This is a genomic window from Caldisericia bacterium (assembly GCA_030018355.1).
Lineage (GTDB): Bacteria > Caldisericota > Caldisericia > B22-G15 > B22-G15 > JAAYUH01.
In genome coordinates this window covers 275,990-296,507 of the sequence record JASEFN010000002.1, presented here as the reverse complement: position 1 = coordinate 296,507, position 20,518 = coordinate 275,990, and the positions used below count along the sequence as shown (strand labels likewise).

26 protein-coding genes and 4 tRNA genes are annotated in these 20,518 nt (G+C 26.1%); 19 read left to right on the top strand and 11 right to left on the bottom strand.

The window, feature by feature from the left end:
• Nucleotides 1–16: 16 nt before the first annotated feature.
• Complete coding sequence (locus tag QMD25_03090; protein ID MDI6860984.1) at nt 17–1,642, top strand: hypothetical protein; 1,626 nt, start codon at nt 17–19, stop codon at nt 1,640–1,642.
• The gene (locus QMD25_03085; GenBank protein MDI6860983.1) at nt 1,639–2,766 is read left to right on the top strand and encodes an aldo/keto reductase; all 1,128 of its coding nucleotides are present in this window, start codon (nt 1,639–1,641) and stop codon (nt 2,764–2,766) included. Before QMD25_03090 ends, QMD25_03085 begins: the two co-directional genes overlap by 4 nt.
• A gap of 158 nt (nt 2,767–2,924) precedes the next feature.
• Here QMD25_03085 and QMD25_03080 read toward each other — a convergent pair.
• The 3 genes from QMD25_03080 to QMD25_03070 all read right to left on the bottom strand — a co-directional run bounded on the left by QMD25_03080 (nt 2,925) and on the right by QMD25_03070 (nt 4,050).
• Nucleotides 2,925–3,000, bottom strand: a tRNA-Phe gene (locus QMD25_03080).
• A gap of 13 nt (nt 3,001–3,013) precedes the next feature.
• Nucleotides 3,014–3,089 (bottom strand) — tRNA-Val (locus QMD25_03075).
• Nucleotides 3,090–3,150: 61 nt separating this feature from the next.
• Nucleotides 3,151–4,050 carry a dihydrodipicolinate synthase family protein gene (locus QMD25_03070; protein ID MDI6860982.1) on the bottom strand — a complete coding sequence of 300 codons (900 nt, stop codon included), beginning with the start codon at nt 4,048–4,050 and terminating at the stop codon, nt 3,151–3,153.
• Nucleotides 4,051–4,116: 66 nt separating this feature from the next.
• On the opposite strand from QMD25_03070, the gene QMD25_03065 reads away from it, so the two are divergent.
• A complete protein-coding gene (locus tag QMD25_03065; protein MDI6860981.1) occupies nt 4,117–5,253 on the top strand; it encodes a hypothetical protein in 1,137 nt (378 codons plus the stop codon).
• Nucleotides 5,254–5,278: 25 nt separating this feature from the next.
• Here QMD25_03065 and QMD25_03060 read toward each other — a convergent pair whose 3' ends face one another.
• The gene (locus QMD25_03060) at nt 5,279–5,485 is read right to left on the bottom strand and encodes a hypothetical protein (GenBank protein MDI6860980.1); all 207 of its coding nucleotides are present in this window, start codon (nt 5,483–5,485) and stop codon (nt 5,279–5,281) included.
• Between the two features lie 108 nt (nt 5,486–5,593).
• Here QMD25_03060 and QMD25_03055 point away from each other — a divergent pair, with 108 nt between their 5' ends.
• Both QMD25_03055 and QMD25_03050 read left to right on the top strand, forming a co-directional pair.
• On the top strand, nt 5,594–6,244 hold the full coding sequence (locus QMD25_03055) for a DUF996 domain-containing protein (GenBank protein MDI6860979.1): 651 nt from the start codon (nt 5,594–5,596) through the stop codon (nt 6,242–6,244).
• 34 nt (nt 6,245–6,278) lie between these two features.
• Nucleotides 6,279–6,355: transfer RNA gene (locus QMD25_03050), tRNA-Ile, on the top strand.
• A gap of 13 nt (nt 6,356–6,368) precedes the next feature.
• On the opposite strand, the gene ricT is transcribed toward QMD25_03050, so the two are convergent.
• From ricT to QMD25_03030, 4 genes are read right to left on the bottom strand one after another with little or no spacing between them, the layout of a single operon-like run.
• Complete coding sequence (gene ricT, locus QMD25_03045) at nt 6,369–7,166, bottom strand: regulatory iron-sulfur-containing complex subunit RicT (protein ID MDI6860978.1); 798 nt, start codon at nt 7,164–7,166, stop codon at nt 6,369–6,371.
• Complete coding sequence (locus QMD25_03040) at nt 7,163–8,095, bottom strand: hypothetical protein (protein MDI6860977.1); 933 nt, start codon at nt 8,093–8,095, stop codon at nt 7,163–7,165. The genes ricT and QMD25_03040 overlap by 4 nt, the downstream gene beginning before the upstream one ends.
• The gene (locus tag QMD25_03035; GenBank protein MDI6860976.1) at nt 8,088–9,152 is read right to left on the bottom strand and encodes a hypothetical protein; all 1,065 of its coding nucleotides are present in this window, start codon (nt 9,150–9,152) and stop codon (nt 8,088–8,090) included. Before QMD25_03035 ends, QMD25_03040 begins: the two co-directional genes overlap by 8 nt.
• Entirely contained in the window at nt 9,149–9,790 is a 642-nt protein-coding gene (locus QMD25_03030) for a redox-sensing transcriptional repressor Rex (protein MDI6860975.1), read from the bottom strand. Before QMD25_03030 ends, QMD25_03035 begins: the two co-directional genes overlap by 4 nt.
• A gap of 64 nt (nt 9,791–9,854) precedes the next feature.
• Here QMD25_03030 and QMD25_03025 point away from each other — a divergent pair, with 64 nt between their 5' ends.
• From QMD25_03025 to QMD25_02985, 9 genes are all read left to right on the top strand, one after another.
• Nucleotides 9,855–10,700: a deoxyribonuclease IV gene (locus QMD25_03025; GenBank protein MDI6860974.1), complete on the top strand. Its 846-nt coding sequence runs from the start codon at nt 9,855–9,857 to the stop codon at nt 10,698–10,700.
• A gap of 58 nt (nt 10,701–10,758) precedes the next feature.
• Nucleotides 10,759–10,833, top strand: a tRNA-Ile gene (locus QMD25_03020).
• Between the two features lie 10 nt (nt 10,834–10,843).
• Complete coding sequence (locus QMD25_03015) at nt 10,844–11,575, top strand: hypothetical protein (protein MDI6860973.1); 732 nt, start codon at nt 10,844–10,846, stop codon at nt 11,573–11,575.
• Entirely contained in the window at nt 11,565–12,311 is a 747-nt protein-coding gene (locus QMD25_03010) for a prepilin peptidase (GenBank protein ID MDI6860972.1), read from the top strand. Before QMD25_03015 ends, QMD25_03010 begins: the two co-directional genes overlap by 11 nt.
• 10 nt (nt 12,312–12,321) lie before the next feature.
• Entirely contained in the window at nt 12,322–13,458 is a 1,137-nt protein-coding gene (pilM, locus tag QMD25_03005; GenBank protein MDI6860971.1) for a type IV pilus assembly protein PilM, read from the top strand.
• A complete protein-coding gene (locus tag QMD25_03000; protein MDI6860970.1) occupies nt 13,455–14,009 on the top strand; it encodes a PilN domain-containing protein in 555 nt (184 codons plus the stop codon). Before pilM ends, QMD25_03000 begins: the two co-directional genes overlap by 4 nt.
• Complete coding sequence (locus QMD25_02995) at nt 14,006–14,593, top strand: hypothetical protein (protein MDI6860969.1); 588 nt, start codon at nt 14,006–14,008, stop codon at nt 14,591–14,593. Before QMD25_03000 ends, QMD25_02995 begins: the two co-directional genes overlap by 4 nt.
• Nucleotides 14,594–14,914 carry a hypothetical protein gene (locus QMD25_02990; GenBank protein MDI6860968.1) on the top strand — a complete coding sequence of 107 codons (321 nt, stop codon included), beginning with the start codon at nt 14,594–14,596 and terminating at the stop codon, nt 14,912–14,914.
• Nucleotides 14,911–15,942 carry an aminopeptidase P family protein gene (locus QMD25_02985; protein ID MDI6860967.1) on the top strand — a complete coding sequence of 344 codons (1,032 nt, stop codon included), beginning with the start codon at nt 14,911–14,913 and terminating at the stop codon, nt 15,940–15,942. Before QMD25_02990 ends, QMD25_02985 begins: the two co-directional genes overlap by 4 nt.
• Here QMD25_02985 and QMD25_02980 read toward each other — a convergent pair.
• From QMD25_02980 to QMD25_02970, 3 genes are read right to left on the bottom strand one after another with little or no spacing between them, the layout of a single operon-like run.
• Complete coding sequence (locus QMD25_02980; protein ID MDI6860966.1) at nt 15,929–16,765, bottom strand: polymer-forming cytoskeletal protein; 837 nt, start codon at nt 16,763–16,765, stop codon at nt 15,929–15,931. The genes QMD25_02985 and QMD25_02980 overlap by 14 nt on opposite strands.
• On the bottom strand, nt 16,758–17,135 hold the full coding sequence (locus QMD25_02975) for a hypothetical protein (protein MDI6860965.1): 378 nt from the start codon (nt 17,133–17,135) through the stop codon (nt 16,758–16,760). The genes QMD25_02980 and QMD25_02975 overlap by 8 nt, the downstream gene beginning before the upstream one ends.
• A complete protein-coding gene (locus QMD25_02970; protein MDI6860964.1) occupies nt 17,125–17,649 on the bottom strand; it encodes an RNA polymerase sigma factor in 525 nt (174 codons plus the stop codon). Before QMD25_02970 ends, QMD25_02975 begins: the two co-directional genes overlap by 11 nt.
• A gap of 56 nt (nt 17,650–17,705) precedes the next feature.
• Here QMD25_02970 and era point away from each other — a divergent pair, with 56 nt between their 5' ends.
• From era to ssb, 5 genes are read left to right on the top strand one after another with little or no spacing between them, the layout of a single operon-like run.
• Nucleotides 17,706–18,581 (top strand): GTPase Era, encoded by an 876-nt coding sequence (gene era, locus QMD25_02965; GenBank protein ID MDI6860963.1) that lies wholly within the window; start codon nt 17,706–17,708, stop codon nt 18,579–18,581.
• Nucleotides 18,568–18,963 (top strand): hypothetical protein, encoded by a 396-nt coding sequence (locus tag QMD25_02960; GenBank protein ID MDI6860962.1) that lies wholly within the window; start codon nt 18,568–18,570, stop codon nt 18,961–18,963. Before era ends, QMD25_02960 begins: the two co-directional genes overlap by 14 nt.
• On the top strand, nt 18,960–19,862 hold the full coding sequence (locus tag QMD25_02955) for a hypothetical protein (GenBank protein ID MDI6860961.1): 903 nt from the start codon (nt 18,960–18,962) through the stop codon (nt 19,860–19,862). Before QMD25_02960 ends, QMD25_02955 begins: the two co-directional genes overlap by 4 nt.
• The gene (rpsF, locus tag QMD25_02950) at nt 19,819–20,118 is read left to right on the top strand and encodes a 30S ribosomal protein S6 (protein MDI6860960.1); all 300 of its coding nucleotides are present in this window, start codon (nt 19,819–19,821) and stop codon (nt 20,116–20,118) included. Before QMD25_02955 ends, rpsF begins: the two co-directional genes overlap by 44 nt.
• Entirely contained in the window at nt 20,111–20,509 is a 399-nt protein-coding gene (gene ssb / locus QMD25_02945; GenBank protein ID MDI6860959.1) for a single-stranded DNA-binding protein, read from the top strand. Before rpsF ends, ssb begins: the two co-directional genes overlap by 8 nt.
• Nucleotides 20,510–20,518 lie beyond the last annotated feature (9 nt).

The window sequence follows — 20,518 nt, the reverse complement described above, 5'->3', positions numbered from 1 at the left end:
ATTATATAATTTAAATATGGATGAAAAAGTTCAAAGGATAACAGAAATTGGGCATGGAGGTGAAGCAACTGTTTATCTTGAACTTAGAAGATCTTTTCCTTTTTTTGAAAAAAATTTTTACACAAAAAGAGATTTTCTAACAAGTTATAGAGTACTCCATAAGGGAGATATTATAAGCAAAGAACTTCTTTTTAAAAAATCTTTTTCAGAATTTTTAAGACATCTTATTGCTAAAAAGTTAGATGATTATTTTTTAAGAAAAGAATTATATAAATTTCCTCATATTCCAAGGCTTCTTGGATTTGATACATTTGGATATTATTACGAATTTGTATGGGGTCTTGAAGGTTATTACCCACTTTATTTTGATGAGGAACTTTTTACCTACCTTCCTGTGAAACTTTTAGATGAAGATGAAGCAAGAAGATGTTTTCATGAAGCCGGAATTTATATTTTTCAAGATATAGTAGAACCAACTTCAAATTATGTTAAAAATTTAATAATTGAAGAACCTGAAATTTCAATTTTGCCAAATGTTATCTCTAATTTATGGAAGAGAATTGATTTTGGTGTTAAAAGCATAAAATTTGATTATTTTAAAATAAATGATTATTTTAAAAGAAACAAAAAGGATTTGATTAAATTTTTAGGAAAAAAGAGATTCTCATTAATTAATCTTGCAAATTTATATCTAATTTTAAATGGTGATGAGAAAAAATTTAATCAAAAAAATTTTAATAAATTAAAAAAACTAATTGAGCCTTTTTTAAAATCAACATTGGATCATATGGAAGTTATAGAAGAAGTTCCAACAAAATTTGGTAAAAGATTTAAAGAAATTAGAGGAAAGGTTTTAAAAGTAAAAAAGATAAAAGAGAAAAAATCTTTTGAAAAAAAGGAGTTTTATTCAAAAATTATTTTTGAAGAGGCAGATATTAAATTTAATCTTTCAATCACAAATAGACTTAAATCTTTTGATGGAATAATAGAAACAAAACATGTTGTTCCTTTAGGAAAAGTTATTTTTGAAAATAAAGAAAAAGGGATAAAAACTTTTTTATTAAATTTTCTTATAAAAAAATTTGAAGATTTTTTTATAACACTTGAATATTATACATTTCCTCACATTCCAAGACCTTTTGGTGCTTTTGAAAATATTTTTATTTTTGAATATCCATTTGGAAAAAGAATTTTAAAAGAAAATTTCATAAATAGTTTTTTAGTTGAAGATTTGAAAGTTTTTTATGAAAAATTTCTTGAAATAGGAATAGACTTGTTAAAAAAAGAGAATTTTTATATTAAAAACAATGAAAGATTTTCAAAAAATATATTCATCTTGCAACCACCTCATACAGTTTTAGAAAAAGTTTCAAGAATGTGGACATATTGCATTTTTTCTTTTGATCAAATTGAAATAGATTATAATAAACTTTATGACTATTTAATTAAAAATGAAAGAGTTTTAAGAAAGAATCTTAAAAAAGGAAGGTATGAAACGATGATTCTTTCTATAAAGTATCTTCTTGAGGGATTGAACAAGAAAGAATTTAGAAAACTTAAGGAGGGAATTTTAAATTTTAGAATCTCTTCATTAAGACATTATTCACCATATGAAGTAATAATATTAAAGGAGGAATTATGATTTATAGAAAATTTATTAAAGGAGATATTCTTATCTCTCAACTTGGATTTGGAGCAATGAGATTCCCAACAATAGAAAGCGAAGAGGATATTGATATTAAAAAAAGTTATGAAATGCTTGATTATGCAATAGAAAATGGAGTTAACTATATTGATACTGCATATCCATATCATGGTGGAATGAGTGAGATCTTTTTAGGTGATTATTTTGAAAAAAGAGGGGTAAGAGAAAAAATTTATCTTGCTACAAAAATGCCAGTTTGGAAAATTGAAAAATACGAAGATTTTGATTTTTATTTTAATGTTCAATTAAATAGATTAAAAACAAATTATATTGATTTTTATCTTCTTCACTCATTATGGAAAAATTCATGGGAGAAAGTAAAAAACTTAGGTGTTTTAGATTGGCTAATAAAAAAGAAAAAAGAGGGAAAAATAAGATTCTTTGGTTTTTCATTTCATGATGAATTTGAAGTTTTTAAAGATATAATTGACTATTATGATTGGGATTTTTGCCAAATTCAATTAAATTATATGGATATAAATTATCAAGCAGGAGAGAAAGGTCTTTCTTATGCTTATAGTAAAGGAATTCAAGTCATAATTATGGAGCCAAATAAAGGTGGAAAACTTGCTTCTCCTCCAACATCTGTTCTTAAAGTTTTTGAAAGTTATAAAATTAAAAGAACACCAGTAGAGTGGGCTTTGTCTTTTTTGTTTAACAAAAAAGAAATTTTGACAGTCTTAAGTGGAATGAGTTCTATGGATCAAGTAAAAGAAAACATTTTAATTGCAAGTAAATATAATACTAATTCATTGAGTGAAGAAGATTTAAAAGTAATTATCAAGGCAAGAAATGAATGGCTCAATTTAAAAACAATAGATTGTACAAAATGCAAGTATTGTCTTCCTTGTCCATATGGAGTAAATATTCCAGAAAATTTTGAAATTTATAACAATTTAATTATGTATGGAGACATAAAGGAGGCTTTTTGGGAATATGAATATTTAAAGGAGGAGGAGAGAGCATCAAATTGCAGAGAGTGTGGTGAATGTGAAGAAAAATGTCCTCAAAATTTACCAATAAGAGAATTATTGAGAGAAATAAGAGATAAGTTTAAATAGTTTTTTTGAAAATTTCAAAAAAAAGTTAAAAAATCTACCCCCAGAAAAACTAAATCAATTCTTAAAAATTTTTATCCATACCATTTTTTTGGATGAAAAAAATTTGACACAATACTACACTTTTAGGCTTCCAGAGGAAGATTTGTCGTCTTTATGGTTGGTGCCGAGGGACGGAATCGAACCGCCGACACGAGGATTTTCAGTCCTCTGCTCTACCAACTGAGCTACCTCGGCACCTTATTACTAATGGTGGGCGAGAGAGGAATCGAACCTCTGACCTCCTGTTTGTAAGACAGGCGTTCTAACCGCTGAACTACCCGCCCAAAGTCTTTAATTATATTACAAAAATGAACTCTCTTTGTCAAGTGCAAATCCATGAAAAAACTACATTAAACCTAAAGAAATAAGAATATCTTTTATTTTTTCAACCTTTTCTTCACTATCTTCAATTAGTGGAACTCTAACTTTTTTACTTATTGGAAAACCTAAAAGATTTAAAGCAATTTTAATTGCACTAGCAAATGATGAGGAATATTTATAAATTTCAAAAAGTTTCATAACTTTTCTGTGAGATTCAATAAAATTTTCAAAATTTTTGTTTTCAAAATTTAAAATAATTTCTTTTAAAAGAAGAGGTGCAAAATTTGAAAGAGCAACAATTCCTCCATCTCCATGCGATAAAAGAGTTGGTGCAAGATAGAGTTCAACTCCAGTTAAAACTGAAAAATCTTCTCTTTTTTCCTTTATTGAAATTAAATCTTTTATATAACTTAAACTATCAATTGTTGCTTTAACCCCCTTTAATCTCTCACACTCAAATGCAATTTCTTTTATAATATCAACTGATAAAGAATATCCTGTACAAGAGGGAATATTGTAAATCAATAGATCAAGATTTGAAATTTTTAAAATAAAATAAAAGAAATTTTTAATTCCATCTCTATCAGGAATTAGATAGTATGGAGGAGTTATAACTATTGCATTTACCTTTAAATCATGAGATGCTTTAATGATTTTTTCAATATCTTTAATTGAAGTTGAGGTTATGTGAGAAAAAATTAGTTTGTCTTCTTTTACAACACTTTTTACAAACTTTAAAACCTCAATTCTTTCATCAATTGAAAGTGATGTAAATTCTCCAGTAGTTGCATTTACAAAAAATCCATCAACTTTATCTTTTAAAAAAAGAAGTAAACTCTCAAATCCTTTAAAATCAATTTCACCTTTTCCATTAAATGGAGTAATAAGTGGTGTGATTATTCCGTTATACTTTCCCTTTTTCATAATTTACCTCCTTTACTAATTATAAGGTAAAATTAAATTAGGAAGAAAATTAAGGAGGAGGTTTTTATGAATGATTTAAGATTTCAAGAATTAAATTCTATTAAAGAGGATACTGGAATTTCATTATATCTTTCAATTACTCCTTCTATCGGTAAAAAGGAGATTTTGAATATAACAAAAAAATTAATAGAGAGTGTTAAAGATGAAGTTAATATAGAGGAAAGAGAAATTTTTGAGAGATCAAAAGAGAATCTTTTGAACTATCTTGAGGGTATGAGAGTTAAAGGAAAGTCACTTTTTGTTTTTTCATCCCTAAAAAATATTTATGAATTTTTTTATGAATTTCCATTAAGAAATGAAATTTTCTTTGGAAAACCAAATTTATATCAATTTTATTGGGCTCAAATTGAGTATCCAGATTTTGGAATAGTAAATTTTACTGAAAGTAAATTTTCTTTTTATAAAGTAATTTTTTTCAAGGAAAAATTAATTTTTGAAGAAGAACCAAAAATTGATACCTCAACTTGGAAAAGAAAACACATTATGCCTCCCTCTGCACCAAAAAGTGGTGTAGGTATAGGAGCAGTTGGCGGAGGTGATCTTAAAGATGCTTATGAAGAGAAATACACTCTTTTTATTGAAAAAGCCTTATCAGATTTTAAAGAAAAAGTCTTAAAAGATTCTGATGAATTAAAAGTAATTTTTGTTAATTCTGACGCTGAAGAAAACATTTATATGTTTTTAAATGTGCCTCCTCCTTCTCAAAAATTCTTAAAACTTAATGCTCCATCAAATGTAACAATAAATGAAATTATCCTTCTTGGAATTAAAAAGTTAGAAGAAATAAATAAAAATAAAGAGAGAGAAATACTTAACACTCTCTTTGAAAGAGCATCAACAAGCAATCTTGCCGGTGTTGGTCTTGATTCGACACTAAAGATTCTACAAGATGGAAGAGTTGATAAATTGATAATCTCAGAAAATATTAATAGATTAGTAAAAATTTGTAAAAGTTGTAGTTATTTTTACACAGAAAGAGAAAGTTGTCCTGTTTGCAATACAAAAGAGTATGAATTAAAAAATATAAGATTTTATATACATGAACTCTGTAAAAAGTATAAGAGTGAATTAACTATTTTACATGGAAATGAGGCAAAGGAACTTGATTTAAATGATGGAATTGGTTCTCTATGGAGATTTTAAAGTGTGTAAAATTTACACACTTACCTTATAGGAAGTAAAGATGTTTAAATTCAATTTTTTTCTCTTTTTCTTCAATAATTTTATCTATTTTTTCTTTATCTTCTTCAGAAAGATTATCAAAATTGTTTTTATTTGAATTAAAGAAAAGAAAAATTGAAAAAAGGATTCCAACAATAAAAAATATCACTCCGAAAAGAATTATTAAAATCAAAACTATTAAAGGCAAATTCATCTTCACCTCCTACTTTTAATATGCAAATTTTATGCCAGAATATAGTTTTAAATTTTTGTAACAAACTATGAATTTAATAGTATAAATATATATAAAAGGAGGTATATTATGGATTTAAAACAAGAAAAGATTTTAGGAGGAATTGGAGCAATTTTAACTTTATTTTTTATAATTCCAGTAATTGGATGGATAATATCTATTGTTGGTTTAATTTTAATTGCAATTTCAGTAAAGGGATTGAGTGATAAGTTAAATGAGAAATTAATTTTTACAAATTACTTAACATCGATTATTTTCTTCTTTTTATCAGTTTTTACTCTTATTGGAACTTGCTTTTTAACAATGTTCAAAATTATTAAAAATCTTCCAGAAAAATTCAATAGTGATTTCTTTAATTTTGGATATAGATTTGACTTTTTTACTCATAGAAGATTATTTAGAGATTACCCAGAAATGGGTCCTAAATTAAAAGAGTTTTTATCAAGTCTTGATGGAAAATTATGGATTTTACTTCTCATAATTGCGATTGTTTGGATACTTTTAATTCTTGGTGGAATATTTAAAAAGGTAAGTTTTGATAAACTCTCAGAAAAGATTAGAATTGATGAATTTAAAATAAGTGGATTCTTTGTTTTTCTTGGAGCAATTCTTGTCCCTCTTTTTGGAGTAGGAATAATTTTAATGTTAATTGGAGTTATTTTTGAAATAATCTCTTTCTTTTCAATAAAAGATAAATTTGAACCTTCTAAATCTTCTTGACAATTAGATAAAAATTTTTATAATTGTTATTAATGGGCCTCTAGCTCAGTTGGTCAGAGCGCATCCCTGATAAGGATGAGGTCTCTGGTTCGAGTCCAGAGAGGCCCACCATATATTAAAAATTTCATTTCAACCTCTTAATTTCCTCTTTTTTATATTCTTTTTGAACTCCATCTGGAAATTCAATATAAACTGTTCCTTTAAATGGTGAAATTGAAAAAACTTTACCTCTTTTACCATCAACTTCAACCTCTTCTTCTATTTCAGGATAATCTTTCTCAAGTTCTTCATATATGCAGAGTTCATAATATAAGCAACATTTCAATCTACCACATATACCAGAAATTTTATGTGGATTAACATTTAAACTTTGCTTTCTTGCCATTTCAAGTGTTATTGTTTTAAACTCTGTTAAAAATCTTGAGCAACAAAGTTCTCTTCCACAATCTCCAATTCCTCCAACAATTTTTACTTCATCTCTTGGGCCAATTTGCCAAAGTTCAATTCTTGTTTTGAAAGTAGAAGCAAGATCCCTTACAAGATTTCTAAAATCTACTCTTCCATCTGCTGTAAAGTAAAATGTTAACTTTTTTCTATCTAGAGAGTAGTGAGCAAGAACAAGATTCATTTGTAGTCCATGTTTTTGAACTTTAATTTTACAAATCTCGAATGCTTTATTTTCATCTTTTAAATTTTCTCTTAGTCTCTTCTCATCTTCATTTGTGAAAACTCTTATAAATTTACAAACTGCTTCTTTTCTCTCTTGTGATTCAAAAATAGGACTTCTTACCTCTCCAACTTCTTCAACTTTATCTCTTTCAATGACAACTTTATCATATTTATTAAGAGTAATTTCTTCGTTAATCTCACATAAATATATCTTTTTATCAAGGTGAATAAGTTTCACATAAATGTATCTCATACATATAAACCTCCAGTTAACTCTATTATATCCAAAAGAAGTTTTCTTAAAATTAAATTTAGATTTATATTATAATGCAAATTCTTCTCAAACTCAATGAGTAGTTCTCCAATTTTCAATAAAATATCTAAATCCAATATAATTTGTGTCTCATATATATCTTTTAAAAAATCTATATTTATTATTTGAGATTCATCTTTTGACCTTTTTAAGGTAATCATATCTTTTATTATTTCTTCAAAAAGAATAACTACATCTTCAATTTTTTCACAATTTAACAATTCTTTTAAAACATAAATATAATTTATATCTCTTTTTAAAAAACTAATTAGAGTACCAATTATTTTTTTTCTTTTTATTAACTCTTTTTCATTAAGATAAAGAAGTGCTCTTTTTAGACTTCCATCAGAAATTCTTGAGATTAAATCAAGAATTTCAACATCATTAACTTTATCTTTTAAAAATTCTTTTATCTCCTCTCTTTTAAGTGGAGAAAAGTGAATTTTAAAACATCTTGAAATTATTGTTTCTTGGATCATATCAGGAAGATGTGTAATTAAAATAAAAATGGTTCTTTTTGGTGGTTCTTCAAGAATTTTTAAGAAACTATTTGAAGCATCAAGTGTTAAAAGATGAGCATCATTTATAATATTTACTCTAAATTCTCTTTCAGGATTTAAATAACTCAACTCTTTAAGTCTCCTTATTTCATCAATTCCTATACTCTTCTCTTTTTCTATAATAAATGTATCTTTTGATATATCATCATCCATTAATCCATTTAAATAATTTGAAAAAAGTTTAGCACATAAAAATTTACCAATTCCCTCTTTACCATAAAATAAAAATGTTTGAGGAATTTTCTTTTCTTCAATTATTCTTTTTAAAAATCTTTTTGGTATATATTGACCATAAACTTTTTCAAACACTTTTAAGTTTATTTATAACATATTCATAAACTTTATGATTTGAAACTCTTTCAAAAGCAATCTCAAATTCAGGAGGATTAATTCCATCAATAAACATTAAATGTGCTTCAATAGAAGTTATATTATATTTTTGATTTATTTCAAGAAAGTACCTTTGAGATGAGTCTGGATAATCTTTAATTGGATTTGTAATAAGATAAATAAATTTAAAAATATCATCTTTTTTTATATTTAAAATTCCGCTTTTCTCAATTTTTTTTGCAAGTTCAAAATCTTGCTCCATAAATTTAAGTGAATATTTATCTAAAGTATCAATTGCATCTGCAAGATAAACTCCAAGAGCAACAGATTTTGAATATAGTTTTCCACTAAATAAAACCGCAAGGTCATCTGAAACACCTAAACCTTTTTTATGCCTTATATATTGAAATCTAATTGAAGGATGTTCAAGAAAAATTGAATAATTTTTTTCATCAAAATCTATTATAAGTCCAATTTCTTTATAGTATTCAATTTTCTCTTCATTTTCTTCATGTGCAAGATATTCACCATCAATATCTAAACTTTCCAAAAGTGAAAAATCAACAAGATATGGTTTGCCCCCACCAATATTTATTCCATAAACTTTCTCAACTTCTCTTCTTGTTTCATAATCATCCATAAGCCCACCAAGATAAAGGCCCAAAAGAACATCTTTACTATCAATTTCAATCTCATCAAAAAAAGAAACTCTTAAAATGGATTCGCCTTTTCTATTTTGAAGTTTATTTAAACTCTCACCATTTATAACTCTTTCAACAAAATCATATATTTCATCAATTAAACTTTGTCTTGCACTTCTTATTGCATATGCATCAAATCCAAGTGCAAAAACAATATCATTCATTGTTGTATCAACAAATTTCTTTCCAGAAAATTCACCATGTCCATTGTGTGCATGACCTTCAATTGTTTGCATTAAAATTAAATCTGAAACTTCTTTTGATGTTTTTAATTTAACTTTTTCTTTTAAACTTTCAAAATCTTTTCTTATTAAATTAATTGGTGGTATTTTCATTGATTTTTTGCTTTATAGAGTAATTTATAGAAACTAACGCCTATATGTTCATATTCAACTACTACCTCTTTAGGAACTTTTAAAATTGTTGGAGAAAAGTTCCAAATTGAATTTATTCCACTTTCAACTAATATATCTACAATTCCTTGTGCTTCTTTTGGAGGAACACAAATAACCCCAATTTTTACCTTTTTATTCTCTTTAAGGTAATCTTTAAGATATTTAACATCTCTAACAAAAATTCCTCTCACAAGTTTCCCAATTTTATTTGGATTATTATCAAAAAATGAATCAAAAACTATTTTGCTCTTTTTAAAAGAGTCATAACCTGCAACTGCTTGTCCCAAACTTCCTGCTCCAATAATAACTGCATGAGTAATTGAGTTTAACTTAAAGATCTTTTTAAGTGCTGATTTCAATTCAAGAACCTTATATCCAATTTTTGCTTTTCCTTCTATATCTTTGAAATATAAAAAATCTTGTCTTACAGTTGACGGAGAGACCCCGGCTAACTTTCCTAACTCTTCGCTTGAGATAAATCTTTTTTTAATTGGAAGAGTTATTAAAATTTCATAGTAAATTGCAAGTCTTTCAAGTGTTTTATTAGATATTTTTCTCTCTTTTTTTATACTTTTCATTTTAAAATATAATAATTTAAATTTAATCTTTTGTCAACTTATTTTAAATTGCTATAATTTATTTATGGGATTACTTGGCGCTCATGTATCAATTGCTGGAGGAGTAAAAAATGCTCCACTAAATGGAGAAAAAATCGGATGTGATGCTATTCAAATATTCACAAAAAATCAAAGACAGTGGAGCGCAAAAGAGTATAGTAAGGATGAGGTAAAAGAATATTTTGAAAATTTAAAGAAAACAAAAATAAAAAAAGTTTGCGCACACTCTTCATATCTTATTAATCTTGCTTCTCCAAATGAAGAAATTTATAAAAAATCGATTGATGCATTAATTGATGATCTTAAAAGATGTGAAATATTAAAAATTCCATTTGAAGTAATTCATCCAGGTTCTCATCTTGGAGAGGGAATTGAAAAGGGAATAGAAAGAATAATTAAAGGTATAGATAAGGTTTTTAAAAAGGTAAAAAATGTAGGAATTGCTCTTGAAACAGTTGCAGGTCAAGGAACAAATATAGGTTTTAAATTTGAACAGTTGAGAGACATTATAAATGGAGTAAAAGAAAAAGAGAGAGTTTTTGTATGTTTTGATACTGCACATACATTTGAATCTGGTTATGATATAAGAACTGAAAAGGGATTTAAAAAAGTTTTAGATCACTTTGATAAAGTAATTGGAGTTGAAAAACTTGTTGTATTTCACCTTAATGATTCCAAAACAGAATGCGGTTCAAATGTAGATAGACATGAAAATATAGGAAAAGGAGTTTTAGGGCTTGAACCATTTAAATTTTTAGTTAATTCAAAAGATTTTGAAAATCATCCTATGATTCTCGAAACACCAGGTGGAGATAATATGTATATTGAAGATTTAAAAACTTTAAATTTATTAAGAAGTTTAATTAAGTAATTTTTAACTAAATAACTTAATTGACAAGGTGTGTAAATTTATCTATAATATTATTAGTGGGCTCGTAGCTCAACGGTAGAGCGGGTGGCTCATAACCACTAGGTTCTAGGTTCGAATCCTAGCGAGCCCACCATGAGGTATTAATGCAAATAGAAAAAAAGTTTGCTTCACTTCTTTATAAAATCCAGTGCATTGATCTTAAAATTTTTTTTATTGATAATAATAATCTCGAAAAAAAATTAAAAAATCTTAGTAATGAAATAAATAAACTCAAAGATGATATCAAAAATTTAAATAATGTAATTAAGGAAAAAGAACTTCAAATAAAAAGCCTTGAGGGAGAAATAGAAGAGATAAATTCGAAATATAAAAAGTTAAAAGATTCTCTTTCAAGTGGAAAAAAGATGAGTGAAAAAGAGATAGCATCCATAAATCATGAGTTAGGAAGACTACAAAGTTTAAAGAAGAGAAATGAAGATGATATTTTAGAAATTCAAGATTTTATTGAAAAAACAAAAGAAAAATTATCAAAAATTCAAAAAGAGATAGTGTTGAAAGAAGAAAATTATAAAATAGAGGAGGAAAGAGTAAAAGTTGAACTTGAAAAATTAAAAAATGAAAGAGAAGAGATATTTAAAAAAAGAGAGAGACTTATAAAGGAGATACCAGAAGAGATATTCTCTTTTTATGAAAGGGAAAACTTAAAATTTGGTAGAAGGCTTGTGTCTCTTGTTGAAGATGAAAGATGTAGTGAATGTGGAGTTATTTTACCAGTTGGAGTAATTAATAGTTTAAAAAATGGGTCGTATTCATTAAAATGTGAAAATTGTGGAAGAATTTTAATTTTAAAAAAGGATATTGAGGGTGATATTTAATTTAATTTTTAATTTCATTTTAGGTGCTTCAATTGGTAGTTTCCTTAATGTTTTAATTTATAGAATCCCCAGAAAAATAGGAATTACTAATGGTAGAAGTTTTTGTCCAAATTGTGGTCATAAACTTTCATTTTTTGATTTAATTCCAATTTTTTCTTATATATTTTTAAAAGGAAAATGTAGATATTGTGGTGGAAAGATTTCAATAACATATCCTATCGTTGAAACTCTATCTGGTTTTATATTTCTTCTCTCATTTCTATTTTTTGGTTATTCTATTTATTATTTAAAGTTTGTTATTTTTGCTTCTGTTTTAATTGTTATATCAGTAATAGATTTACAGACAATGGAAATTCCAGATGAACCATTTATTTTTGGAATATTTTTTGGAATTATTTTCTTTATACTTGAAAAAAATTATTTAAATAACATTTTAGGATTAATAATACCTCCAGTTCTTTTCTTTCTAATAATTGTCCTTTCAAAAGGTGGGATGGGTGGTGGAGATTTTAAACTATCTTTTCTTTTTGGTTTATATTTAGGTTTTCCAAAGGTAATACCTTGGTTTTTCCTCTCTTTTATAATTGGTTTTTTCCCAGCGATATTTGTATTGATAACAAAAAAAGGAACAAGAAAAACACCCATTCCATTTGGACCTTTTATGTCAATTTCAGGAATAGTAACATTTTTATATGGAACTCAAATAATTAGATTTTATAATTATTTAATGTTATAATATTAAACAAATGGCTAATTTATTTGGAGGAAAAACACCATTAATTGGATTAGATCTGGGCTCAGGGTATCTTAAAATAGCCCAGTTAAAGGAAACAACTAAAGGTTTAAATCTTGTAAATATTGGTCTCTTACCGACGCCAAAAGGCGCAATTGAAAATGCAAAAATTGTAAATCCTGATGAAATAGCAGAAGCAATTAGAACTCTTTTAAGAATGTACTCTTTTATTGGTAAAAGAGTTGTAACCTCTGTTTCAGGTCAACTTGTTACTGTTAGAACTTTAACTGTTGATAAACTTCCAGAAAAAGAACTTGATGAGGTTATTAAGTGGGAGGTTCAAAAATTAATTCCATTTAAAATAGAAGAGGCAAGTTTTGATTATCAAATTCTTGGAACCCTTCCAGAATCTCATGGAGAAAAACTTTCTGTAATTGCAGCAGCAGCAAGTTTGGATATTATAAACAGTATTGTATCTGCAATTAAACTTGCAAAACTTGAACCAGTTGCAATTGAAATCGAATCATTTGCTGAATTGAGATTACTTGATTATACTTATAAAGAAAAATATACAAACAATATTATAATTTTAATAAATTCAGGTCATACATTCACAAACATAAACATAATTGAAGATGGAATATTAAGATTTACAAGAACAATCCCATTTGGGGGAAGAAATTTAATTAGAGTAATTCAAGATGGTTTAAAAGTTAGTGAAAAAGATGCAGAAACATATCTTGTAACCGCATGTGATTTAAGAATGGAAAAATACCAAAAAGATTCTGAAACTTATAGATTAACTGAAATAATTATTCCTTTAATTGAAGAATTTGCTCTTGAAGTTAGAAGATCAATTATTTATTATCAAGGTTTACCAAATTTTTCAGGTAAAAATTTCTTAATAATTTTAGGTGGTGGTACTTCAAGGTTAAAAGGACTTGTTGATTTTATGAAATCATATCTTAAGGTTGAGGTTATTCTTGATGATTTGCTCCTTAAGGGTGTTGTTTTTAATCCAAAACTTTTTACTGAAGAGTATTTAAGAGAGATGTCTCCATTCTTCACTATAGCAGTTGGGCTCGCCATGAGAGAAGCATTTGAAAAAATTGAAAAAAGTAAAACAAAAACAGGGGGAAAGAAAAAATGAATATTAAAATAAATCTTCTACCAGTAGTAAAAAAGAAAAGAAAAACAGAAGATACAAATTTAATAATAATTTTTGTTTTCTTTGTAATTATTTTAGGTTTAGTTTATTTCTTTTATAACACAAGAATTAACTTTTTAGATAAAACTTTAACAATAATTCAAGCAAATATAAACAAACTCAAAGATATGGAAACTCTTAAAAATGAGAAAATAAAATCAGATTCACTTGTAAATTATTATATTAATACAATTTTAAAATTAACAAAAAACCAACCAAAATTCTCTGATTTCTTTAAATCACTTTCATCTGAATTTCCAAAATATGCATATATTACAAATTTAGATGTTGATTTAGATACAAAAGTTGTTAGAATTGTTGGAGAAACATCTGATTTTTATAATCTTGGAAGACTACTCGATTATCTTAAAAATTCAAAAACAATTTTAAATGTTTATCTCACTAATTTTTCGAGACAAGAGGTGGCTCAAACTGGTGAATCAAAAATTACATTTACTCTAATTGGTATTCTTCAAATTGGAGGAGGAAAATGAAAAGTATAGGACAGAAATATTTATTACTTATAACACTTCTTGTTCTTATTGGAGTTTTTTATTATATTTATATACTTAAACCCCAAATTAAAAAAGTTAATGAACTTAATCTAAAAATTACAGAAGCAAATGCTAAACTTGATGAACTTACAAATATAAAGAAAAATGAAGTAAAAATAAGAGAATTAATTGAAGAAAATAATAAAGACCTTGAAATTTTAAGAAGTGTTTTGCCAGTTGGAGAAGACCTACCTCGTCTTTTAGCACAACTTCAACAAGTTGAAAAAGAAGAGGATATTAAATTCAACAATTTAAATTTTATTGGGGGAGCGCAAACTCAAGCAGGTTCAATTCAAAGCGCAAGATTAATGACAAGAGAAGATCACTATGAAATGAAAGTTACATTTTCAGTTACTACAACATTTGAAAAATTTATGAAATTACTTAATAGATTAGAAAATTTTCCAAGGATATCAGTTATAAGAAAAATTTCAGTAACTTTACCAAGAATGATGACTAAAGAAACTGAAAATTTACAAACTTATAACTTTGAAATTTATTTTATGAGTGCTAAGGAGCCATAAATGGCTAAAAAGGAGAAGGAAGTAAATAAAACAAGAAAAATTACACCAAAAAAGACAGAGGAACAGAAAAAAAGAGAAAGACTTCTTTTAGTTTTATTTATAATTTTAATTATAATTGCTGCTTTCCTTTTCTATTTTCTTTATTTAAAGCCACCATCACAACCAATTCCAACTGAAACACAAGGAAATATACTCAATCAAGTTTTGAAAAATTTAGACATAGGTCAAGTTAAAGATGAAATAGAAAAAAGGAGCCTTACAATTCCTTCTCTTGAAACTAAACCAGAGGAAATTGGAAAAGAGAATCCATTTTTGCCATGAAATTTAAAATACCTAATGAAGTAACTCATTTTTTGGTAACTAAAATTGAAAATATAAGATACCTTACAAATTTTAGTGGCGAGGAAGGTTTTTTACTTATTGATTCAAACTCATCAAATCTAATAGTGGATTCAAGATTTACTATTCAGGCAAATGAAGAAGTTTATAAAAATGTTAAAGTAATTGAGTATAAACCACCAATTGAGGAATTTTTAGCAAATGAATTTAAAATTGAAAAAATTGGTCTTGAAGATAAAGTGATTTATAGTTTTTATGAATTAATATCAAAAAAGTTTGGAAAAGAGAATGTATTTGTTTTTAAAGATATTATTGAAAATTTAAGAATTGTGAAAAGAGAAGATGAGATTGAAAAGATAAAAAAAGCAGAGGAGATTGCTGAAAAGGCTTTTTTGAAGACATTAGAACTTGTTAAAGAAGGGGTCAGTGAAAGAGATCTTCAAATTGAACTTGACTATCAAATGAAAATTTTTGGTGGAGAGAAAAACGGTTTTGACACAATTATTCTTTTTGGAGAAAGAGGAGCCCTTCCCCATGGAAAACCATCAAATAGGAAACTTAAAAATGGGGAAGCAATAATTTTTGATTTTGGAACAATCTTTGAAGGTTATCATTCTGATTGTACAAGAACAGTTTTCTTTGGAAAACAAAGTGATGAGTTTATGAGAGCATTTCAAGTTGTTTATGATGCTCAAAGATTAGGAATAGAGAATGCAAAAAGTGAAATGAAATCTAAAGATGTAGATAAGATAAGTAGGGATTATATAAAAAATATGGGTTTTGGAGAATATTTTGGTCATGGTTTAGGACATGGAGTTGGTTTAGAAATTCATGAAAAACCTGCTCTAAATCCAAGAGATGAGACAATTCTTAAAGAAAATATGGTTGTAACAATTGAACCAGGAATTTATATTGAAAATAAGTTTGGAATAAGAATAGAAGATATTATTGTCATTAAAGAGAAAGAATTAATTAATCTAACAAACCTTCCAAAAATTATTGAGATTTAAAAATTTTATAAAAAGAGTAAGTAAATGTTAAACCAAAAGAGAGAGAAGAGATAATACCTAAAAATATATTTCCTAAAATAGGAATTATAATTAAAATCAAAACAATAGATGTTCCAATTAAACTTAAAACTAAATCTTTAACTAAATTGTCTTCAATAGATATTTTAAAAATTTTAATAAAATTTTCTCCTATATAGTTAACTACAGATGGAATTCCAGTTAAAATAAAAAAGATCATTGATAAAATATAGAGTAGATATAAAATTTTACCAAAAAGAATAAGGGCTTCTTTTGGAATGTTATAAACAAAAATTGTAAATAAAAGAATTCCTATAAACAATATCAATAGAAAGTTCTTTTTAAGAAAAGAATCTCTCTCTATAACAAAATTTTTAAAAATTGCATTAAACAAAAAAGTGATTATAAATATGAATAGTGCAATAATAATCTTTAACAAAAATCCTTGACCAGAAAGTAAAATTTGGGGTAAATTTACCTCTATATCTCTCTCTGTAATAAACTCAATTTTTCTTCCAAGTATTATAGCGCCCTCTTCAATTTCTATTCTTCCATTATAAGTTATTACATCTCCTTTTATAAAAGATTTACTTTTTAAATTAATATTTCCTTTTAAAACAATGATATTTCCTAAAACTCTTCCATAAACAGTTACATTTCCTTCACCTAATCTAATATCTCCTCTTATCTCTTCATTTGGTTTTATAACAATATCACCTTTTCCTTTAATGATTCCTTGTGCTAAAATGGTTCCTGGAAGAAATAAAATTATTAAAATAAAAAGTAAAAATATTTTTTTATTCACCATTTCCTCCTCTAAAGAAAAATTTAATTTTAATAAAAACAAAAATAATTGTTAAAGTGAAAATAATTAAAAGTGTATAGAATATCTGAAGTAAAAAGATTGGATTTGAAAGATAAAGTTCAAAATTTAGTTCGAGATTTTTTATACTTTCATTTTCAGATAAAATATAAACTGGATCAAAAACATTTAATTTTGATGGTATTAATAAAATAAGTAGAAAAGATATAACTAACATTAGAGAAATAAGAATTATATTTTTGTTCCTCTCCTTTTTTAAAATATACTTAAAAATTCTCTCTTTCTCTTCTTTTGAGAGGAGATCCACGCTTGATAAATTTTTTAAAATCTCTTCAAACTCATCAAAACTCATCTTTTCCCTCTAAAAACCTTCTTAACTTCTCCTTTGATCTATGAAGCTTTACTTTAACATTATCAATAGAGATATTTAAAACTTCTGCAATCTCTTCATAACTTAACCCTTCCATATAAAAAAGAAGAATTATTTCTCTATCTTCTTTTGGAATTTTTTTTAATGCTTCATCTAAAATAATCTTAATATCAAAACTCTCTTTTTTTTCATAACTTAATGCATCGTTATAATCTATTTTTTCTACTTTTTTATATTTATTTAAATAATTAATACCTTCATTTCTTGCAATTTTAATTAAGTATGGAAAAAAATCTTTACTTAAATCAAAATTTTTTATTCCTCTAAAAACTTTATAAAAAGTCTCCTGTGTTAAACTCATTGCTTCATCTCTATCTTGTATAAGTTTTAAAAAATATGAATAAATTTTATCAGAATATCTATCAATAAGTAATGTAAACATCTCTTTTTCTCCTCTTTTAACCTTTTCAATAATTTCTTTATCTGATATTTCCACACTATTTAATATACATTGATTTTTATAATTTGTTACAAATGTGTTATATTTTAATTATGAAAAGTGGAATAGTTGTTTTGTCAGGAAAACCGAATACAGGTAAATCAACTTTGCTTAATACTATATTAGGAACAAAACTTGCTCCAATGTCACCTAAACCTCAAACAACAAGAAAAAGACTTAAAGGAATTTATACAGAAGAAAGAGGGCAAATTGTTTTTATTGATTCTCCAGGAATTCATAATCCAATTCACGAACTTGGAAGATATATGTTAAATGAAGCACTTAAAAATTTAAATGATGGAGATATTATTCTTTGGATTGTTGATGGTTCAAAAGAACTTGACGAAGAAGATACTCTTGTTTATGATAGAATAAAAAATTACTCAAAACCAAAATTTCTTATTGTTAATAAACTTGACCTTTTTAGAAATAAAGTTGAAAAAACACTCGAAAAATTTTTACCTTTTGATAAAATGGATAAAATAATACCAATTTCTTCTTTAACAGGTGAAAATGTTAATATACTTCTTGATGAAATTTTTAACTTACTTCCAGAAGGAGAGTATCTTTATGATCCAGAAATATTGACTGATTCAATGGAAATTGATATTGTTAAAGAGATAATTCAAGAGAAACTCATGTTTAATCTTGAGGAAGAGGTTCCACATTCATCAACTGTTGTAGTTGAAGAGTTTAAAGAGAGAGAAAATGGAAAAGTTTATATTAGAGCAACCATCTATGTTGAAAAGGAGAGTCAAAGAAAAATTGTAATTGGTTTTAAGGGAAATTTAATTAAAAAAATTGGAACTGAGGCGAGATTAGATATTGAAAAATTTTTAGGAAAACCGGTTTATTTAGAACTATGGGTAAAAATATATAAAAACTGGAGAAAGAGTGAGGAGGCGTTAAAGTTCCTTGGGTATAAATAGTGGATTCGAAAAAGAGACTGAATATTTTTTAGCATCTCTTTCATATTTAACATTAGGAATAATTGGAATTTTTATTATTGTTTCTGAAATGGATAGAGATGAATTTTTAAGATTCCATGCAAAACAATCAATTGGTTACTGGTTAATTACTCTTCCTCTTTGGATCATTTTTTCTTTTCTTTTTAAATATCTCTATTCTATATCTTCATCTTTTTATCTTTTAAATCAAATATTTTTTTATCTTTGGAAATTTGTATATATCTTTGTAGGATTTTTTATAATTATTTTTGCAATATACCTCTCTTACTCTGCTTCTTTGGGAGATAAAAAGGAGATTAAATTAATAAGTAAAATTTTAAAAAAATTTGGAGTAAAATTATGAAAAGATTAATTAATGGTATAACTTTATCAATAATTTTTGGTATAATTTTCTCTTTGTTAAAAAATTCAATTGATAAATATTTTTATCTTCCTTCATTTACATCTCTTTTACCTCTTATTTTTTTATCTTATATTTTGATTCTTGTTATTTTAAGTTTTTATGTTAAAAACCCTATTTTTGGATTAGTAATAGGAATTTTTTCACTTTTTTCAAAATATCTTACTGAGATAACAGAAATTTATGTTAATGAAGTTCCTAAAATTTTATTAAAAGAAAAAATTGCTCCTCCATTAAATTATGAAAATTTAAATATTCTACTTACACCACTTATTTTTTCAATTATATCTTTTCTTTTTTCAATTGTAAAAGAGAAGAAAACTCAAAAAATTGAAAATCCTTTTATCTCTTTAATACTTCTTATTTCTTTATTTTTGGGTTTTTTCTTAAATTACTATTATTTTTCATACTCAATTTATATTCTTCCACTTGCCTCATTCATTCTTGGTTTAATTTCTATTAATGTAAGTTTAGCAGTAACATCAGGAGTTTTCTTTGGAGCATCCTACACATTTTTTAATCTTTTTTTCTTTGAATTTAAGGGCGATCTTTTTTCTATGTTTGAAAACCCTATTCCTCTTCTTCCTCCATTTTTAATCTATTTAATCTTTATTGTATCAATAACAACACTTACATCTTATCCAATCTATAAAATTTTATCTTACTTGAAAGAGAGAAAAGTTTCTGGTAAAGTAGAAAGAGTAGAAAAAGAGAAAAAAGAAGAAACAAAAGAAGAGATGAAAGAAACTCCTGCTTTGCCTCAAGAAGAGCAAAGCGGTAACGCCAAAGGAGGTAATGATGAGAAAGTACGAGATGATGGTGATTTACAAACCAAATCTTAGTGATGAAGATTTAAAAAATGAGGAGGAAAAAGTTAAAAGTTATGTATTAAATAAAGGCGGTGAATTTTTAAACACTATTCCTTGGGGAAGAAAAAAATTTGCATATCCAATTGAAAAATTAACTGAGGGAGTCTATACAATTTATTATTTCCGAATCCCTCAAAATGAGTTAAAGGAGTTTAAACAAACATTGAAACTTAACACAAACATTCTACGTTTTATGATTATAAGGCAAGAGGAGAAGGTGAATGTATAATAGAATAATTCTTGTTGGAAGATTAACAAAGGATCCTGAAACAAAGTATACTCCTTCTGGAACAATGGTTTCAACTTTTAGATTAGCTTCTGGAAGAAAATATAAAGATAAAAATGGAGAAATGCAAGAAGAAACACTATTTATAAATGTAATTTGTTGGGGATCAAAAGGAAACCTTGCAAAAAATGTAAGTGAATATTTAAGAAAAGGGTCTTTAGTTCTTGTTGAGGGAAAATTGAGAATAAGAGATTATGAAACAGCAGATGGAATTAGAAAGCAAGCAATAGAAGTAATTGCTGATAATATTAAATTTTTATCAAAGAAACCTGAAAGTGAGGAAGTTAGTGAAGAGAGTGAAATTGAGGTTGATGAAGAGATACCAATTGATTAATATTAGGAG

Excerpts from the sequence above, each read along its gene's own strand:
- QMD25_03090 (MDI6860984.1), top strand. The coding sequence starts at position 17 with ATGGATGAAAAAGTTCAAAGGATAACAGAAATTGGGCATGGAGGTGAA.
- QMD25_03085 (MDI6860983.1), top strand. The coding sequence starts at position 1,639 with ATGATTTATAGAAAATTTATTAAAGGAGATATTCTTATCTCTCAACTT.
- QMD25_03070 (MDI6860982.1), bottom strand. The coding sequence starts at position 4,050 with ATGAAAAAGGGAAAGTATAACGGAATAATCACACCACTTATTACTCCA.
- QMD25_03065 (MDI6860981.1), top strand. The coding sequence starts at position 4,117 with ATGAATGATTTAAGATTTCAAGAATTAAATTCTATTAAAGAGGATACT.
- QMD25_03060 (MDI6860980.1), bottom strand. The coding sequence starts at position 5,485 with ATGAATTTGCCTTTAATAGTTTTGATTTTAATAATTCTTTTCGGAGTG.
- QMD25_03055 (MDI6860979.1), top strand. The coding sequence starts at position 5,594 with ATGGATTTAAAACAAGAAAAGATTTTAGGAGGAATTGGAGCAATTTTA.
- ricT (MDI6860978.1), bottom strand. The coding sequence starts at position 7,166 with ATGAGATACATTTATGTGAAACTTATTCACCTTGATAAAAAGATATAT.
- QMD25_03035 (MDI6860976.1), bottom strand. The coding sequence starts at position 9,152 with ATGAAAATACCACCAATTAATTTAATAAGAAAAGATTTTGAAAGTTTA.
- QMD25_03030 (MDI6860975.1), bottom strand. The coding sequence starts at position 9,790 with ATGAAAAGTATAAAAAAAGAGAGAAAAATATCTAATAAAACACTTGAA.
- QMD25_03025 (MDI6860974.1), top strand. The coding sequence starts at position 9,855 with ATGGGATTACTTGGCGCTCATGTATCAATTGCTGGAGGAGTAAAAAAT.
- QMD25_03015 (MDI6860973.1), top strand. The coding sequence starts at position 10,844 with ATGCAAATAGAAAAAAAGTTTGCTTCACTTCTTTATAAAATCCAGTGC.
- pilM (MDI6860971.1), top strand. The coding sequence starts at position 12,322 with ATGGCTAATTTATTTGGAGGAAAAACACCATTAATTGGATTAGATCTG.
- QMD25_03000 (MDI6860970.1), top strand. The coding sequence starts at position 13,455 with ATGAATATTAAAATAAATCTTCTACCAGTAGTAAAAAAGAAAAGAAAA.
- QMD25_02995 (MDI6860969.1), top strand. The coding sequence starts at position 14,006 with ATGAAAAGTATAGGACAGAAATATTTATTACTTATAACACTTCTTGTT.
- QMD25_02990 (MDI6860968.1), top strand. The coding sequence starts at position 14,594 with ATGGCTAAAAAGGAGAAGGAAGTAAATAAAACAAGAAAAATTACACCA.
- QMD25_02985 (MDI6860967.1), top strand. The coding sequence starts at position 14,911 with ATGAAATTTAAAATACCTAATGAAGTAACTCATTTTTTGGTAACTAAA.
- QMD25_02975 (MDI6860965.1), bottom strand. The coding sequence starts at position 17,135 with ATGAGTTTTGATGAGTTTGAAGAGATTTTAAAAAATTTATCAAGCGTG.
- era (MDI6860963.1), top strand. The coding sequence starts at position 17,706 with ATGAAAAGTGGAATAGTTGTTTTGTCAGGAAAACCGAATACAGGTAAA.
- QMD25_02955 (MDI6860961.1), top strand. The coding sequence starts at position 18,960 with ATGAAAAGATTAATTAATGGTATAACTTTATCAATAATTTTTGGTATA.
- rpsF (MDI6860960.1), top strand. The coding sequence starts at position 19,819 with ATGAGAAAGTACGAGATGATGGTGATTTACAAACCAAATCTTAGTGAT.
- ssb (MDI6860959.1), top strand. The coding sequence starts at position 20,111 with ATGTATAATAGAATAATTCTTGTTGGAAGATTAACAAAGGATCCTGAA.